Origin of the sequence: Staphylococcus ureilyticus, from assembly GCF_025558845.1 — a bacterium.
Taxonomy (GTDB): domain Bacteria; phylum Bacillota; class Bacilli; order Staphylococcales; family Staphylococcaceae; genus Staphylococcus; species Staphylococcus ureilyticus.
The window spans coordinates 1,806,647-1,824,766 of record NZ_CP094825.1 but is presented as its reverse complement, the minus strand read 5'-3'; the positions used below and the strand labels follow the sequence as shown (position 1 = coordinate 1,824,766).

Annotated in this window: 18 protein-coding genes; 14 read left to right on the top strand and 4 right to left on the bottom strand. The window is 31.3% G+C overall.

Features of this window, described 5'->3' with window-relative positions; translation table 11 throughout:
* Nucleotides 1–26: 26 nt before the first annotated feature.
* Nucleotides 27–1,562 carry a PTS mannitol transporter subunit IIBC gene (locus tag MUA21_RS09075; RefSeq protein ID WP_262561110.1) on the bottom strand — a complete coding sequence of 512 codons (1,536 nt, stop codon included), beginning with the start codon at nt 1,560–1,562 and terminating at the stop codon, nt 27–29.
* Between the two features lie 641 nt (nt 1,563–2,203).
* On the opposite strand from MUA21_RS09075, the gene glmS reads away from it, so the two are divergent.
* The 4 genes from glmS to MUA21_RS09055 all read left to right on the top strand — a co-directional run bounded on the left by glmS (nt 2,204) and on the right by MUA21_RS09055 (nt 6,249).
* Nucleotides 2,204–4,009 carry a glutamine--fructose-6-phosphate transaminase (isomerizing) gene (glmS, locus tag MUA21_RS09070; RefSeq protein WP_046207715.1) on the top strand — a complete coding sequence of 602 codons (1,806 nt, stop codon included), beginning with the start codon at nt 2,204–2,206 and terminating at the stop codon, nt 4,007–4,009.
* Between the two features lie 149 nt (nt 4,010–4,158).
* A complete protein-coding gene (locus MUA21_RS09065; RefSeq protein WP_070657408.1) occupies nt 4,159–4,518 on the top strand; it encodes a DUF2200 domain-containing protein in 360 nt (119 codons plus the stop codon).
* Nucleotides 4,519–4,545: 27 nt separating this feature from the next.
* Nucleotides 4,546–5,346: an ABC transporter ATP-binding protein gene (locus MUA21_RS09060; protein WP_046207717.1), complete on the top strand. Its 801-nt coding sequence runs from the start codon at nt 4,546–4,548 to the stop codon at nt 5,344–5,346.
* Nucleotides 5,347–5,397: 51 nt separating this feature from the next.
* Entirely contained in the window at nt 5,398–6,249 is an 852-nt protein-coding gene (locus MUA21_RS09055; RefSeq protein WP_075100257.1) for an HAD family hydrolase, read from the top strand.
* A 270-nt stretch (nt 6,250–6,519) separates the two neighbouring features.
* Here the strand turns inward: MUA21_RS09055 and MUA21_RS09050 are convergent, their stop codons facing one another.
* A complete protein-coding gene (locus MUA21_RS09050; protein WP_107526006.1) occupies nt 6,520–7,608 on the bottom strand; it encodes a hypothetical protein in 1,089 nt (362 codons plus the stop codon).
* A gap of 131 nt (nt 7,609–7,739) precedes the next feature.
* Between MUA21_RS09050 and MUA21_RS09045 the strand changes: the two genes are divergently transcribed.
* Entirely contained in the window at nt 7,740–8,471 is a 732-nt protein-coding gene (locus MUA21_RS09045) for a metallophosphoesterase family protein (RefSeq protein ID WP_262561109.1), read from the top strand.
* Nucleotides 8,472–8,583: 112 nt separating this feature from the next.
* Here the strand turns inward: MUA21_RS09045 and czrB are convergent, their stop codons facing one another.
* The gene (gene czrB, locus MUA21_RS09040) at nt 8,584–9,537 is read right to left on the bottom strand and encodes a CDF family zinc efflux transporter CzrB (RefSeq protein WP_107526005.1); all 954 of its coding nucleotides are present in this window, start codon (nt 9,535–9,537) and stop codon (nt 8,584–8,586) included.
* Nucleotides 9,538–9,563: 26 nt separating this feature from the next.
* The gene (locus MUA21_RS09035) at nt 9,564–9,863 is read right to left on the bottom strand and encodes an ArsR/SmtB family transcription factor (RefSeq protein ID WP_080937829.1); all 300 of its coding nucleotides are present in this window, start codon (nt 9,861–9,863) and stop codon (nt 9,564–9,566) included.
* A 147-nt stretch (nt 9,864–10,010) separates the two neighbouring features.
* Here MUA21_RS09035 and MUA21_RS09030 point away from each other — a divergent pair, with 147 nt between their 5' ends.
* The 9 genes from MUA21_RS09030 to MUA21_RS08990 all read left to right on the top strand — a co-directional run bounded on the left by MUA21_RS09030 (nt 10,011) and on the right by MUA21_RS08990 (nt 18,103).
* Nucleotides 10,011–10,670: an SDR family oxidoreductase gene (locus tag MUA21_RS09030; protein WP_064209828.1), complete on the top strand. Its 660-nt coding sequence runs from the start codon at nt 10,011–10,013 to the stop codon at nt 10,668–10,670.
* Nucleotides 10,671–10,801: 131 nt separating this feature from the next.
* Nucleotides 10,802–11,500 carry a FadR/GntR family transcriptional regulator gene (locus MUA21_RS09025; RefSeq protein ID WP_046207724.1) on the top strand — a complete coding sequence of 233 codons (699 nt, stop codon included), beginning with the start codon at nt 10,802–10,804 and terminating at the stop codon, nt 11,498–11,500.
* A 556-nt stretch (nt 11,501–12,056) separates the two neighbouring features.
* Complete coding sequence (locus MUA21_RS09020) at nt 12,057–12,995, top strand: type I phosphomannose isomerase catalytic subunit (RefSeq protein ID WP_262561108.1); 939 nt, start codon at nt 12,057–12,059, stop codon at nt 12,993–12,995.
* A 24-nt stretch (nt 12,996–13,019) separates the two neighbouring features.
* Nucleotides 13,020–13,250, top strand: coding sequence for a hypothetical protein (locus tag MUA21_RS09015; protein ID WP_046207726.1), 231 nt, complete (start codon nt 13,020–13,022; stop codon nt 13,248–13,250).
* Nucleotides 13,251–13,459: 209 nt separating this feature from the next.
* Entirely contained in the window at nt 13,460–14,440 is a 981-nt protein-coding gene (locus tag MUA21_RS09010) for a YeiH family protein (RefSeq protein WP_107526003.1), read from the top strand.
* A 72-nt stretch (nt 14,441–14,512) separates the two neighbouring features.
* A complete protein-coding gene (locus tag MUA21_RS09005) occupies nt 14,513–15,880 on the top strand; it encodes an EVE domain-containing protein (RefSeq protein WP_046207728.1) in 1,368 nt (455 codons plus the stop codon).
* Nucleotides 15,881–16,203: 323 nt separating this feature from the next.
* Nucleotides 16,204–16,587 (top strand): thiol-disulfide oxidoreductase DCC family protein, encoded by a 384-nt coding sequence (locus MUA21_RS09000; protein ID WP_262561107.1) that lies wholly within the window; start codon nt 16,204–16,206, stop codon nt 16,585–16,587.
* A gap of 23 nt (nt 16,588–16,610) precedes the next feature.
* The gene (gene rbsK, locus MUA21_RS08995; protein ID WP_046207730.1) at nt 16,611–17,474 is read left to right on the top strand and encodes a ribokinase; all 864 of its coding nucleotides are present in this window, start codon (nt 16,611–16,613) and stop codon (nt 17,472–17,474) included.
* A 179-nt stretch (nt 17,475–17,653) separates the two neighbouring features.
* Nucleotides 17,654–18,103 carry a Dps family protein gene (locus MUA21_RS08990; protein WP_262561106.1) on the top strand — a complete coding sequence of 150 codons (450 nt, stop codon included), beginning with the start codon at nt 17,654–17,656 and terminating at the stop codon, nt 18,101–18,103.
* The last annotated feature ends 17 nt before the right edge of the window (nt 18,104–18,120 follow it).

Here is an 18,120-nt window from a genome sequence, read left to right as displayed (position 1 = left end):
CAATTTATTTCTCTTTTAGTGAGTGATTAGTTTTCTTCTTTTTTAAGGTTTTCTAATAATTCATCATATCTAGGAGAATTTAAGAAGTTCTCTACTGAAATATGAATTGCATTTGGAACTTGTTTGATTGCTCTATCTGTTAATTTTTTCTGAGTAATGACAAGTTGAGCGTCACTTGGCAATTGATTAATCGCTGTATTCGTTACTTCAACGTCTTGAATGCTAGCTTTTTTGAATTTGTTACGTAACATACTTGCGCCCATAGCACTTGATCCCATACCTGCGTCACAAGCGAAGATAACATGATTTACTTTACTGTAGTCATGTGCATCTACATTCTCTGTATCATAGTTATCTAGTAAATCATCCTCTGATTGACTATCACTATTTTTGTCAGCTGTATCTTTTGTAGTTGTTGAAGTGTTATCATCATTATTCCCTGTTAACTTAGAAGATACACTCGATTTTTTACCTTTTGATGCTTCCATTTTCTCTGTCGCTGCTTCTAAATCTTCTTCTATTTCTTTTGTGAATTTTAAAATAATTGATGAAACAATAAATGAAACGATTGCTGCTAATAACACACCTGTAATCATGTGTAAGAATTCGCCTTTAGGGGCATTTAACATATATACGATAAATGAACCAGGTGAAGCTGGACTCTTGAACCCAAAGTCTAATAATGAATAAGTAGCAACACCAGTCATACCACCTAATATTACTGCGATGAACAATAAAGGTCTCATTAACACATAAGGGAAGTAAATTTCATGAATACCACCTAAGAAGTGGATAATCCCAGCCCCATATGAAGTAGCTTTAGCTGTCCCTTTACCAAAGATCATATAAGCAACTAAAACACCTAAACCTGGACCAGGGTTTGATTCGATTGTGTATAAAATAGATTGGCCTGCAGATGCAGCTTGATCTGCACCCAATGGTGTAAATACACCATGATTTATAGCGTTATTTAAAAATACGATCTTAGCAGGTTCAACAATAATACTTACCAATGGAAGTAAATGCGCATGTACCAATGCTTCAACAGCAACTGATAAAATATGCATGATAAATTCCATGATTGGTGCTAATATTTTAAAACCTATGATAGTCATAATAAAACCTAAAATACCAGCTGAGAAGTTATTGAATAACATTTCAAAACCTTGTGGTGTTCTTGGTTGAATGAATTCATCAGTTTTCTTCATTAACCAACCAACAAGTGGTCCCATAATCATTGCACCTAGTAACATAGGTGTTTCTGGTAATGCTACAATAACACCCATTGTTGCTACAGCTGCAATAATTCCGCCACGCATCTCGTGAATTAGGCGACCACCACTATAAGCAATTAATAATGGTATTAAATAAGTAATCATTGGTCCAGCTAATTCACTTAAATCTTTATTTGGCCACCAACCGCCATCTATAAATATTGCTGCTATAAAACCCCAAGCAATAAAAGCACCAATATTAGGCATAATCATACTACTTAAAAATGAACCAAAGGCTTGAACTTTACGACCAATTCCTTTATTTTCTTGAGCATCTGTTTGTGACATAATTTGCACCTCTTTTTCTCTGTATTTAAGTATCATTGTAGGTCTGTTTACATAAATAAACAACAAATAGTAATCTCAAATTTGGCACATATTTTTTGACAAGTTTATGACTATTAATATATAGAAGGTTTTGAATTTTTAATAATAAAAACATTTTGCAATTATTTTAAGGATGAAGTTAATAAAAAATTTGCATTTGGTCACAAATACATTGTACAATTAGTGGTATTGAAGGAAAGGAGGAAAGTTTGTCTTAAATATATCAATAAAAGCGCCTGTGCAAGTGAAGCGGTTAAATATTTAACATTTAAGATTTATAGCAGAAATCTTAATAGATATGAAATCGAAGCTTGTAGACGAGGAGGATAGTTATCGAACCATCGGCGGATGCTATCCCGGATGTGGCTCATTCGTAAACTTATTAAGGAAAACATTAGGGTGACCTAGTGCACAAAGTTAATAAGATAGCCAAATTAAATAAAAATTAAAAGTAAAGGTGAATGGGATTTCTGTGCCTATTTTTAAAATTTCTTATAAAAACGAATGTTAAGAAATTTATTTGAATTGGTCTTATATATTGAACAGGTTCCTATACGCCGAACGTTCAATACCCTTCACCATTAAATTGGAGGAGTATGTATATGTGTGGAATAGTTGGATATATCGGGCATGATAATGCCAAAGAATTGTTACTAAAAGGATTAGAAAAATTAGAATATAGAGGATATGACTCTGCTGGTGTTGCTGTTGTTAACGATGATGGCACAAATGTATTTAAATCAAAAGGACGTATTGCAGAGTTAAGAAAAGTTGCAGATAGTAAAGACGTTGATGGCAATGTAGGTATTGGTCACACACGTTGGGCAACACATGGTGTGCCAAATTATGAAAATTCACACCCACATCAATCTGCAACTAAACGTTTCACTTTAGTGCATAATGGTGTAATTGAAAACTATGAAGAGTTAAAAAATGAATATTTATCAGATGTAAAATTTCTATCTGAAACTGATACAGAAGTTATTGTTCAATTAGTTGAATACTTCTCAAATACTGGACTTTCTACAGAAGCAGCGTTTACGAAAGTTGTATCGTTATTAGAAGGTTCTTACGCATTAGGATTAATTGATAGTCATGACCGTGACACTATGTATGTTGCAAAAAATAAATCGCCGTTATTAATTGGTGTAGGCGATGATTTTAATGTTATTGCTTCAGATGCACTTGCAATGTTACAAGTAACAAACCAATACAAAGAAATTCATGATCATGAAATTGTTATTGTTAAACGTGATGATGTAGTTATTAAAGACCAAGAAGGTACGGTACAAGACAGAGAAGCTTATACTGCACAAATTGATGCTGCTGATGCAGAAAAAGGTGTTTATGATCATTACATGTTGAAAGAAATCCATGAACAACCTGCAGTAATGCGTCGTATTATCCAGGAATATCAAGATGCTGAAGGTAATTTGAAAATGGATGCGGATATTATAAAAGATGTAGCAGATGCAGACAGAATTTACATCATCGCAGCAGGTACAAGTTATCATGCAGGATTAGTTGGTAAAGAATACTTAGAAAAATGGGCAGGCGTGCCTACAGAAGTACATGTTGCTTCAGAATTTGTATATAATATGCCATTACTTTCTGAAAAACCATTATTTATTTACATTTCACAATCAGGTGAAACAGCGGATAGTCGTGCTGTATTAGTAGAAACTAAGAAACTAGGGCACAAATCATTAACAATTACAAACGTTCCTGGTTCAACATTATCTCGTGAAGCAGATCATACTTTATTATTACATGCCGGTCCTGAAATAGCCGTTGCATCTACAAAAGCCTACACTGCACAAATTGCAGTACTTTCAATTTTGTCACAAATTGTAGCGAAAGAACACGGTAAAGAAGCCGACGTTGAGTTATTACGAGAACTCGCGAAAGTGACTACTGCTATTGAAACAATTGTGGATGATGCAGATGTAATGAAACAAATTGCTACAGATTTCTTAGAAACAACTAGAAATGCATTCTTTATTGGTCGTACAATCGACTATAATGTTAGTTTAGAAGGCGCATTGAAGCTTAAAGAAATTTCTTATATTCAAGCAGAAGGTTTTGCAGGTGGTGAACTTAAACACGGTACGATTGCTCTTATTGAAGAGGGTACTCCAGTGATTGCTTTAGCTACACAAGAAAATGTAAACCTTTCTATTCGCGGCAATGTGAAAGAAGTTGCTGCACGTGGAGCAAACCCTTGTATAATTTCTATGGATGGATTAAATAAAGAGGGCGACACATACGTTATTCCTCATGTCCATGAGTTGTTAACACCATTAGTTGCTGTTGTGGCAATGCAGTTAATTTCATATTATGCTGCACTGCACAGAGATTTAGATGTGGATAAACCACGTAACTTAGCTAAGTCTGTTACAGTTGAATAAATTTATAAATAAGTTTGAGCTGGGACATTAAATTGTCTCAGCTTTTATTTTTAACTTATTGAAAGTGAAATGTTTTCAAAAGTTTAGAAAATTTAATATGCTAAGAAGAACGATTACATATAGAAATTTAAGAAAGGTAGTGTACAATAATGACAAAACCTAAAATTTATACTATGGCTTTTGGAAATGTTTATCCTCATTTAGTGAAAAAGGCCGAAAAAAAAGGTAGAACGAAAAATGAAGTGGACACGATCATTAAGTGGATGACCGACTATAGTCAATCTCAGTTGGATGAAATGGTAGAAGATGGTACTGATTATGAAACATTTATTCAACAAGCACCACAATTAAATCCACATAGAACTAAAGTGACAGGTGTTATTTGTGGGATACGTGTTGAAAATATGGAAGAATCAGTAATGAAAGAGATTAGGTATTTAGACAAGATGGTTGATGAATTAGCTAAAGGTAAGACATTGGAAAATATATTTAGACAGAATCAAAAATAAATGGCAATTTAACAAAGGGGGATATATATGCTGATTGATTTGAACAATATAGCAAGAAGAAAAGATGGAAAAGAAATTGTTCAAGGTGTGAGTTGGCAGATTAAAGAGGGAGAAAAATGGATGTTATATGGTTTGAATGGGGCAGGTAAGACGACACTATTGAATATTTTAAATGCCTATGAGCCAAATACGTCAGGTGAAATGACTTTATTTGGTATGAAGCCTGGAAACAAAGGATATTCTGCTGAAAATGTACGCCAGCAAATTGGATTTGTATCTAGTAGTTTAATGGATCGTTTTCAAGATGGTGAAATTGTTTTAGATGTAGTAATGAGTGGGATATTTAAGTCAATCGGTGTGTTTCAGGATGTACAACAACAACACATAGATTTGGCAAAACAATATTTAAAGCAAATGGGAATGACTCAATTTGAAAATCAATATTATGGTTATCTTTCTACTGGAGAGCGTCAAAAAGTGTTGATAGCAAGAGCTTTGATGGGGAGCCCTAAACTTTTAATTTTGGATGAACCAGCTTCAGGGCTAGATTTTATTGCAAGAGAAGATTTATTAAGTGCACTGACACAATTGTACAAGCAAAATCCTCAATTAGCAGTAATTTATGTCACGCATTTTGTAGAAGAAATCACCCAGGACATTGATTATGGTTTTTTATTGAAAAATGGACAATCTTTCAAACAAGGTCAATTATCCGAAATTCTAAATAATACAACATTAAGTCACTTCTTTAAGCGGAATGTCAGCATAACATATAACCATGGGCGCTATACATTGTTTTTAGAAGATGAAGACATTGCAGAAACATAGACAAAGTGCCATAATTTAAGACGATAACATATGATGGAGGATTTATATTAAATGGAAAATGTTAAAGCAATATTTTTGGATATGGATGGTACAATTTTACATAAAAATAATCGTGTAGATAACGAAACGACAGAAATAATACAGACTTTAAGAAATCATGGTTATAAAGTGTTTTTAGCTACTGGAAGAGCACATGATGAGATTCATTACCTTGTACCTAAAGACTTTAAAGTGGATGGTATTATTAGTTCTAATGGTACGAACGGTGTCATTCACAATGAAACTATTTTTAAACATAGTTTAACATTTGATACGGTAAATGAAATTGTGAAAAGAGCAAAAGCACAAGCAATTTATTATGAAGTGTTTCCTTTCGACGGCAATCGTATCATTCTTAATGAAGATCAAACGTGGGCAGAAGCTATGTTTAAACAATCAACACCACCTGAAAACGTAGGCTATAGTGAGTGGACATCCCGTAGAGAATCTATTGTTGAAAAAGTGAGTTGGGAACCAATTATCCCTGATACATCATTTTCAAAAATTTATTTATTCTCACCAGATTATGATAAGATTACTCAATTTCGAAATCAGTTAATCGATGACCAAACAGCACTTCAAATCAGTGTATCAAATTCATCGCGCTTTAACGCGGAAACAATGGCTTTTGGTATTGACAAAGGCACTGGAATTAAAGAAATGATAGACTACTTTGGCATTAAACAAGAAGAAACATTAGTCATTGGTGATAGTGATAACGACAGAGCGATGTTTGCGTTTGGTAATTATACTGTAGCGATGAAGAACGCTCGGCCAGAAATTCAAGCTTTAGCTGATGATGTCACTTCATTCACAAATGAAGAAAACGGTGCGGCATTATATTTGAAAAAACATTTATTATAAAATATACGTATAGATAAATTGATTAAATAAGACACTTTTCTCGTTTAATAATGATTATTAAATGAGATAAAGTGTCTTTTTTTGATATGGATAATTGACTGTTCACATGCTTTAGCATAAGAATCGATTGAGAGTGTGCAAGTATAATATAAAAAGTTAAGTAGTATCGTAAAAAAAGACAAGTATAAATTCAAAAGGACTAATCCTTTTGAACGTGGATTAGTCCTTTTTGAAGGTAGAACGATGGTCTTAACTGTTTCCTATTGATATTTATTTTTCTTTGTTATCAATTTGATCTTTGATATCTGAAGCCTTTTCTTCAGCATTATCTTTAAACTGATCAGAAGTTTGATTAACTTTATCCGTAGCTTTCTCAGTTGTATGATTAACACTATTGCTTACTTTAGATGTTTGATTAGATTGTGTAGAAGCTTTTGATTTTTTAACTTCTGATTTATCTATTTTCTCGCCATTTTTATTGTAGTATTGAATAATTGCTAATAAGTTTGTGTAATAAACGATTAATCTAATTATAATAACGATTACTGACACAATATAGATAATAGTCGTTGCTAATGTTTGTGAAATACTACCAGTACTAATAGAAACTAATTGACTTACTGGGTTTGCTAAAATGATAACAAGTAAATTTAGCAATAATATACCTATATAGAATTTAAACCAAGTTTTATTGCCGTTTTTAATAGCTTTAAAGCCACGTTTCACAGATGACCATGCGCCTCTACTAGGTTCCTTAACAAAAGCTAATGTATAATTGATGATTAGGATTGTAAAGAACCAATAAACAAATGACAATATAAATACTTGTAAAGTAGCGGCAATGATTTGGAATGTTAATGACCATCCAAGTGCATGATCAGAACTGCTTAACGGTCCTTGTAATGCATTGAATAATTGTACAATGCCTAATTGTAATAGCTTACTTATTAGAATATTAAGTAATAATATAATAATAATACTTAATAAAGTAATTAAAGATAATTTTAACGATTTAGCATATTTACCTTTTTTAAATATTGAAAATAAATCTTTGAATTTAACCTTGTCTTTATTAATTGCATTGTCTATAGTGTATATAGTTCCAGCAATAAGTTGATAGCCTACAAATATGAAAACCACTAATGGAATTAATATTGCTAGTATTAATGTAATTAAGGCACTACCAATAGGTTGTTGCATTGCCATTGACATTAAAAACTTATATATTGCTGGTTGAACTGGTATAAAAGTTAGAACAGTCAAAGCAAATAATATGATAAAACTTACAATTGTGAATAGTAAAATTTTAGCATTTTGCGGTTTAGCATTTTGTAATGCTAGTTTATGAAATTTAAACAAATTTTAAGCACTCCTTTTTAGTGATAAGCATATGCTATCAAAAAATTAGAGATTTTAAAATTAATAGGTAACAAAATGGCTATAAAATGTTAAAATGACCAAATGAGAAAATGTTGAAAGGAGATATCATCATGAAATTTGCAATTCTTACTGATGTACATGGCAATTTTGATGCGTTGGATACAGTATTGGATGATATTGATAGAAGAAAAGATATAAATAAAATATATAACCTAGGCGATAATATTGGTGTAGGCCATGAAACAAACAAAGTACTTGACGAAATATTTGAAAGAGATGATATGGAAATTATTGCAGGTAATCATGATGAAGCGGTGATGTCAATTGTTAACGATACGCCTTATCCTGAAGACTTAAAAGATAAATTTTATGAACACCACCAATGGATTGAAAGTCACTTAGACGAAGATTATTATGATAAATTAAATGCGTTACCTCGTGTTATTGAAAAAACTATAAATCATAAAAAAATCATGTTCATTCATTATGAAATCTCAAATGATAAATTGAACACGCCAATTGATGGGCAGCCGTTTAGTCCCATTGTGGAACCTACAGAAGAAAATATTAAATCACTATTCGAGGATAAAGAAGCAGATTTAATTGTTTTTGGTCATAATCATACGGTTCATTTGTTTGATGATAAATCTAAAGTTTATTTTAATCCTGGATCTGTTGGATTGAATAATGGCGCATATGCTGTATATGGTATTGTTACTATCGATGAAAATGAATTTTCATTTGAAAGGGTTAAAGTTCCTTATGATAATGAAGAATTTATAAGAGGTTTTAAAGAAAAACAAGTGCCAGCTAAAGAGCTGATATTTGATAAATTTTTATAGGCATAAAATGTTTTGGATTTGCTATATATTTTAAAAGAAATTTAAATAATAAAAGTGACTAGATTGATATTGCTTATTTTAAGCTTTAAAATCTAGTCACTTTTTATTCATGTTATTTTTCTGTATAAATTGCTGAACATAAAGTATTGTTGTCATGATTATGATATTCTGTTTCAAACTGTATTGTCATATGTTGAATGTTTAAATGTGTTAGACGATGTTCGAGTAAGTTTAAAAGTTGTTCACCTTCTTCAATTGTCATATCATTTGGTACAACTGCATGACAACTTAAAGCATTTATTTCGTTAGAAATAGTCCAAATATGACAATCATGTACATTTATAATTTGCGCTTCACTTGTAATAGCACTTATGATTTCACTCATATTGACATCACTTGGCGTACCTTCCATCAATATATTGATGGATGATTTTGTTATCCCCCAACTACTTTTAATAATAAGTAGAGAAACGATAATACTCGCAATAGGATCCGCAAACGTCCAATTAAATGCCCAAATAAGAATGGCTGCTGTAATGGCTCCGACAGAACCTAATAAGTCACCAATTACATGGAGAAATGCACCACGCATGTTTATATTATGATCTGTATCTCCACCTTTAAACATAAAGGAAGCAACAACGATATTAACGATGAGTCCAATTACACTGATAATAAACATTTCTGTAGATTTTACAGCTATTGGATTAAAGAACCGGTCGATTGCTTCTATAATTATAAAAATACCGATAACAAATAACGTTACGCCATTAAATAATGCTGCTAATATTTCGAAGCGTTTGTAGCCAAAAGTCTTAGATTTAGTAGCGTGTTTTTCAGAATAAATAAAAGCTAATAAAGCCACACCTAATGAAATTGAATCACTGAACATGTGTAAACCATCAGATAATAGTGCTAAACTATGTGCTAAAAAACCTCCGATGATTTCAACAATCATAAATATACCAATAATTAAAAAGCTAATGAGCAAGATTTTTTTATTATTGGTATGTACATGTCCATGTGTATGATTGTGTGTGTGATTGTGTTCGTGTTGTTGAGTCATATAGGTCCACACCTTTCATTATAGTTTTATAGTTTGTGATTTGCGTGATGTATTGCTTGTTTTAGTAAATCAGTTACATGTGTATCGTCAATTGAATATATCATTGACTGGCCTTCTCGGGTAGATTTGACTAGGTGGGCTTGTTTGAGTATACGTAACTGATGTGACACATTAGATTGGCCCATATTTAAAGTGTGCGCAATATGTCCTACACTGCTAGAACTTTGAGATAATAAGTGCATGATGCGTATGCGATTTGTTTCGCTTAATGCTTTGAAAATATCGGTTACATGATTTAATGTTTCAGTATTTATTGATGCATCCACAAAATTCACCTCTATATATTAATATATTAGTATATATTCATATATTAATGCTTTCGTACTAATATGTCAACAAAAAGTGCATAATTGTTTCAAATTCTTATAAAAGTGGTAGACTTTTAGTATTAACTTAATTAAGGAGGTACCAATATGAGTATTTTAGTTATTGGCGCTAATGGTGGCGTTGGTCAACATTTAGTAGAACAATTGAAAGAAAAAGATATAGACTTTACCGCTGGAGTTAGAAAAGAATCCCAAGTTGAACAGTTAAAAGAAAAAAATATCAAAGCAACATTAATTGATGTAGAAACAGACGATATTCAAGCTTTAACTGAAAAATTCAAAGGTTTTGATCGTGTAGTATTTTCTGTTGGTTCAGGTGGTAGTACGGGCGCTGATAAAACAATTATTGTAGACTTAGATGGTGCTATTAAAGCTATTAAAGCAAGTGAGGCAAATCATGTTAAGCAATTTGTTATGGTGTCAACATATGATTCTAGAAGAGAGGCATTTGATGCTAGTGGAGACTTGAAGCCTTATACAATTGCTAAACATTATGCTGATGAATATTTAAAACAAGCATCAGTATCATATACGATTGTACATCCTGGTGTTTTATTAAATGATGATGGCACAAACAAGATTGAAGTAGGAGCCTTTTTTGAAGGTAGAGGCTCAATTCCAAGAGAAGATGTCGCTTCAGTTATCAATGAAGTTGTAACAACTGATGATTATTTAAATACTGAATTCCAAATTATTAGTGGAGATGTGGAGATACCACAAGCTTTAGATAACTTTAAAAATAAATAATTAATAGTTACAAAGATGGGCTAATTTACAACTTATAGTAATTTGGTCCATTTTTAACTGAAATATCTATTATTTTAATAAATTTTATGAAGAAAATTTGATACAATAATAGATATCGTTTGGAGGTAACTATGAAGATTTCAAACACTAAAATTTATGAACAAGTCGCAGATACTTTATTGGAAAGCATCAAATCTGGAAATTATCAAGTCGGAGATAAAATACCATCGATACAAAAGCTCAGTAAAGAATTTGGTGTGAGTGTGGCTTCGGTAAGAGAAGCTTTGAATGCATTAAGAACGATAGGCGTATTAGAAATAAAACAAGGATATGGGACATTTGTAAAACAAATTGAACCAACTTTTTTTGAATTAGGAGATAAATTTAATTCAGTAGTTCAGATAAAAGAATTGTTAGAGTTAAGAGAAATTGTTGAAAGCGCCACCGTTAAAATGGCTGCTTGTCATCGTACAGAAGCAAACTTAATTGATTTGAAAAATGCTTTGAATCGAATGGGGGAAGCGATAACAGATGGCACGTCAGGAGAAAGAGCTGATTTAGAATTCCATTTATTAATTGCTAAAGCTGGCAATAATTCTTTATTAGTTGAATTACTAAATAATATATCTGAACTCATGCAAGATTCTATGAAAGAAACAAGAAAGATATTTATTTATAGTAAACAAAAAACAATGAATAAATTGCTAGAGGAGCATGTAGTCATTTATAATGCGATTGCTAACAAAGATGATGTAGAAGCAGTTAAAGCAATGGAGTCACATTTATTAGAAGTCAAAGAAACAATATTAGCCAACTTCAAAGAAAAATAGATTTGAGAAAGCATCATGGCGATTATCTTCAAATTTATTTTAATGCTTTCCAAATTCATAAAGTCTAAGGCGAGTATAATTAAATTTCAATGAATAAAAAGCCCAAACTATAGCAGTTTGGGCTTTTATTGCAAATTTTAAATTTTGAACAGTAATCATCTGATCAAAATCATCATAATTCATTACCTTATATGTAAAAGAATCTGAGTCTTTTAAAGACTCTAGTATCATTATAATGTGAAAAATATTGACAAGGCAAGTCTTTATTTAAAAAATTTATGACAATTGAATAATTTTATTGTCAAATTCAACTGAATGTAATTGAATCACATTAATTTAACTATACGTCTATGAAACGTATTGATATAATAATTATTGATTTAAATATGAGTAAACGTTGAAGTGACAGTTTATAATGCGTTAAGATATGTGATACAATTTCAATAGTTCTGTCAAATTAATTTTAAAATGTAATATTAATAGTATAAATTTATATTTTTCTAAATTGGAAATATCAGATTAAACAATATATTAACTAAGTTTGGAGGTGTGGTGAATGCCATTATTTTTAAAACCAGTATTACATGAGAAAATTTGGGGTGGCACAAAGTTGAAATCACTCGGTTATGATTTGCCGGCTGAAAATATTGGAGAAGCATGGGGGATTTCAGCACACCCAAATGGAAAATGTGAAGTGTTGAATGGGCCATACAAGGGGCAGACACTAGATATGGTATGGGAAAATCATCGAGAATTGTTTGGTGATTTCCCGAGCCAAGAGTTTCCATTAATGACAAAAATTGTAGATGCAAAAGAAGCATTATCAATCCATGTGCATCCTGATGACGCATACGCTTATGAAAATGAGAATGGACAATATGGTAAGTCAGAATGTTGGTATATCATAGATGCAGAAGAAGACGCAGAAATCATTTATGGTGTGAATGCAGATTCGAAAGATATTGCAGTGAATCAAATCAATGAAACTGAGTATGCAAATTTATTTAATAAAGTTAAGGTTAAGCCGGGTGAATTTTATTTCATACCAGCAGGAACGGTTCATTCTATAGGTGCTGGTGTACTTGTCTATGAAACAATGCAATCTTCTGATGTCACTTATCGCGTATACGATTTTGGTCGAGAGGAAAAAGCACATCATAGCAGAGGATTGAATCAAGCAAAAGCAAAGGATGTCATCGAAGTTACTCAAGAAAATATTAATATAGCTACGGATACTGAAATTATTGAAAATCACAAACGAATTCAACTAGTTTCAAATGACTTTTTTACAATGGTTAAGTGGGAAATATCTGGCACATTAAATTATATGAAACCGAGAGAATTTGTTTTAGTTTCTGTATTAAAAGGCAATGGACAAGTCATAGTTGATGGAGACATTTATGATGTAACACAAGGTCAAAATTTCATACTAACTTCAGACGATTTAGATACAATTTTTGAAGGGAATTATGAATTAATTATAAGTTATTTATAGAGAATAAAAACGGAGTGTTTTAAAATGTATAAGTATTTATATGTATCGTTAATTTGCGGCTTATTAGCTGGCGCAGGGATATTTTTAAAAATACCTATTTTCCCTTCATTTTTCTTACCCGTAATCATTGGTGCAATTGGTATAATTGCTACATTAATTACGATACCTAACAAAGAAATAAGTGGATTATTAAAACTTGGTGGTGTACTCATTAATTTAATGCCAATTATGGGTGCATTGACGATGGTTCAATAATCAATAAATTTAGTGTCTTTACTTTTGAAGTTAAAGATACTTTTTTTATAAGTAATAATCATTAGCTTTATTAATTAAGTCAAATTCAGTTTGGACGAAATGGATATTAATAATTAAAATGAATCAGTTTTATAATTAAAAGATTATAAAATTTTCTTTAGCGATAAAATATTTATGGTAAAATAGAATTTAAATTGGAGGTGGGCTAAATGTCGAAATCTCGAGGTTTATTGATGACATTTATTATTGCGCTTATTGCAACCATTATGGGAAGCAAATTTCCAGTAATAGGAAGTGCAATCTTTGCCATTGTTATAGGTATTCTTTTAAATAACTTTATTGAAATTCCCAAAAAATATCGTGTCGGTATCCAATTTAGTAGTAAAAAAGTATTGCATTATAGTATTATTGTTCTCGGTTTTACGTTGAGCTTTCAATCTATAGGTTCAATTGGTTGGAAATCTCTACCAATTATAATTATAACTTTATTAGCTGCATTTATAATCGTGTTTATTTTGATGAAAATATTTAAAATAAATGAAAATCTTAGCATCCTGATTGGGGTTGGGACATCTATCTGTGGTGGATCTGCGATTGCTGCCACAAGCCCAGTTATCAAGGCTAAAGAAAACGAAGTAGCATTTGCTATTTCAACTATATTTTTATTCAACTTAATAGCAGTTTTTATATTCCCACCACTCGGTCATTTAATGAACATGGGGCAAACGGCTTTTGGATATTTTGGGGGTACGGCAATAAATGATACATCTAGTGTTATTGCTGCGACTTCTAATTACGGAAATAAAGCATTAGAAACTGGTGCAATTGTAAAATTAACACGGACGTTAATGATTATTCCAGTAGTATTATTTTTTACATATAGAACGATTCGTAAAGAAAAATCTAAACAAACAGGCACATCGATCAAACAAATCTTTCCATGGTTTATAGTTTGGTTTATTATAGCCTCATTCATTAGTACAATTTTTAATTTTTCACCAACTGTTATTCATATATTTCAACAAATATCACTATTCTTAATAACGATGGCAATGGCAGGTATAGGATTAAATGTAGATTTCAGACAATTTAAACAAGCTGGTGCAAAGCCGATTTTATTAGGGCTAGTGACTTGGATTGTAGTAATAATAACAAGTTTGATATCAATGAAATTGATTAATTTATTGTAATCGTTGTTTGCGGATTAATTTTTAAATATAATGAGAAGATAGAATTTTTTATATGAGATAAGGAGTATCTAAATGGCAGAGGAAACAAATTATTTTTGGTTAAATTGCGGATATAATCGCTGGAATCATAACGAACCATTAGTGGGTCAAACAACATTATTTGAATCAGGTGCTCAATTTAATCCGTCACAAGGTTTCCGATCTTTTAAACAAGCTAAAGTAGGAGATAAAGTTGTATTTTATCAAGTACAGATGGATACTGGTTTACTAGGATTTGGTGAAATTACTAGCGTTCAAACAGGCGCACAGAATAAAATTCGTGTTCATTTTCAGTTGTTAGAACAATTGAAACCATTAACTGCTGATTACTTAAAAAGAAGTGAACAATTAGAATTTCGTATTACTAATATGAAAGAAACACTATTTAATCAAATTACAAAAGACGAATTTGACTTAATCGTGAGTTTGGGTAAAGGAGAAACGAAAATACCTAGATATTTCTTTATATCAGAGGAGCAAGAATTCGAACCCAATTCTTATAATACGTTGTTTACACACACATATAATGGTATTAAACGAAATGGATACCATTTTTATAGACAACTTGAAATTGGAGACCAACTCGTTTTTTATAATAAACATAGAGAACAATCAGTGATTGGTGTTGGTGAAGTAAGTCAACATTTACATGAAAAGTCTCCAATCCCTGGTCGTACAAATAGTACAGCGATAGAGGTTTATTTTGAAAAAGAAATCGAGCCCGTAACATTAAGTACATTAAATAAACACCCAAAATTAAAAAACTTATATTATTTACAAGAAAATGCAAAACAAGCGATTGCGAGTATGTCACGTACACAATTTGATGCAATACTTGAAATGAGTGAAAACGATGGAATGAAATCTCAGTTTGAAGCAGTTAAAAGTCAAGATGTTATTGATAAAGCAGATGAGGATGTAAAACCATTTATTCTGTTAGTAGTTGATAAAGGCGAAGGTCTAAAAGCTGCAGAAAACTTGCTACAAAAGACAAATGCTAATCCAGTAATTACGGCAGGGCATCCAGATTTTACAGAGGATATGTTATATGGTAAATATTTACCAAATGAGGCGGGTGCTTTGTATTATAGAGAGGGTTTCATTACTAATCTTATGCCAAGAAATGATAAAAGTTATCTGGTTATAGATAATTTTAATCGTATAGATCCAGACATTTTTCAAACTTATATTAATGTTTTAGAAGGCTATGAAATGACATTACCAAGATATAATAGAGATGGAAGTATGGTTAAATGGTCCAGAAAAAAAGATTCATTTTATCATTTTAATCCTAATTGGCATATCGTTGGCATTACGTATGATAGCATAAATGATATAAAACAAAAATATACTGAACAGTTTTTAAAATATGCAAGAATTGTTAAGGTAAATCAAGATTAAAATCACAGTTTAAAAATAGTGAATAAGCGTCTGGGACATCATTGTTTCGTCCTGGGCGTTTTTATATTATCTGTAGAAGACTAAAGCTCAATTCAGGTAAAGTTTAATACTTTTTCTATTCTAGTCATCATTACTGTGGTGAGGTGACGAAATATTTTAAATAAAATGAGATTTCTGTCCGATTTTGTATGTAAAATAAATACTTGAGGATACCTAATAATATATTTCATATAATGATTTATTTTTATCATTTTAGGATATAATAGAACTGTGAATAAATAATTTATATTTTATGGTTACAAATCATAAAAGGAGATGAAGACATGCCAATAATTTATTACGATGGTAACTGCGTATACTGTTACAATTACGCAATTTGGCTTATTCAAAATGGGTTGTCTAGACGTTACCAATTTGCAAAACTTCAAGGTTCTACAGCTCAAAATATGTTTAAAAATTATCCAGAAACAAAACAATACGATAGTGTTATTTTGCAAGAAGGAGACCAATTTAAGTATAAATCAGATGCAATAGCATCATTGATTTCATCTTTAACAAATTATAAATGGATTGGCTTATTATTATATATGACCCCTAAATGGTTAAGAGATTTTGGTTATCAACTTTTTGCAGATAATAGAAACAGAATGTGGAAAACACATTGGCACAAACCTAATGATTATGAGCAATCATTTTTTATTGACTGAATGCATAGATGGAGGAAAAGAATATGGGAAACATAGTTGTGATTGGTAGCGCATCAATCGATTTAGTGGTAAAAACAGATATTTTACCTAATGTAGGTGAAACAGTAATGGGGGAATCATTTTTCACAAATCCTGGAGGTAAAGGTGCTAACCAAGCTGTTGCGGCTGCACACTTAAGCGACCATGTTTATATGATCGGGGCTGTAGGCGATGATGATAATGGACAGCAAATACTTTCAAATCTTAAAAAAAACAATGTAAATACAAAGTATATGGATATTATTGAAAATGAAGCGTCAGGAACTGCACATATAACCTTGTTTGAAGATGATAATCGAATTGTTGTAGTGCCGGCAGCAAATAATTATGTAACGCCAGATAAAGTAATTCCAAAACTAGAATTTTTTGCTGCTGGCGATATTATTGTAATGCAACATGAAATACCTGAAGAGACTATTAAAAAAGTAGTGGAATATGCACAAAAACATGAAATGAGGGTAATGTTAAATCCTGCACCATTTCGACCATTAGATAAAGAAATAATTGAGAAAGTTAATTGGTTGACGCCAAATGAATCAGAAAGTGAACTATTATTTGAAAATGAAGTTGATAAAGCTCTTATGATGTATCCTGAAAAATTAATCGTAACTAAAGGGGCTGCGGGTGCATTGTTTTACAGTGATTCTCAACAACTTGTTAAGGGATATAAAAAAGAAGTAGTTGATACTACAGGGGCTGGAGATACGTTTAATGGTGCGCTAGCAGTTGCTCTAATTGAAAATAAGTCATTAGAGGAAGCAGTTAATTTTGCCAATTTAGCTGCTAGTTTTTCAGTTACAGGATTAGGTGCTCAAGGTGCAATGCCATACAGAAAAGAACTAGATTAAATGACTTAATTCAGGGTATAATATAAGTGAGTGATTAAGCTGCGTTCTAAATTATAATAATTATAATTTAATACCGATAAACACTTTACAGATTGTAATTATTATAATATAATAATTATTGTAATAGGAAATTGATTGTCGCTTAGTTACGACAAAAATTTAAAGGAGAGATTTTTGATATGTCAAAAAATAATGAAGAAGTTGTAAAAGTATTAAACCAACAAGTAGCAAACTGGACAGTTGCATTCACCAAATTACACAATTTTCATTGGTATGTAAAAGGACCAAATTTCTTCTCACTACACACAAAATTTGAAGAATTATATGATGAAGCAAGTCAATATATAGATGATTTAGCAGAGCGTATTTTAGCAGTAGACGGTAATCCAGTAGGTACATTAAAAGAAAGTTTAGAGTTATCAATTATAGATGAAGCAGGTAAAGGTTATACAGCAGAACAAATCGTTGAAGCATTATCAACAGATTTTGAAAATATTTCAAAACAATTAGAAGAAGCAATTGAAGTTGCTTCTAATGCCGAAGATGATGTAACTGAAGATATGTTTATTGGTATGCAAACCAATATTGATAAACACAATTGGATGTTAAAATCTTATTTAGGAAAATAATAGTTTATAGATAGACA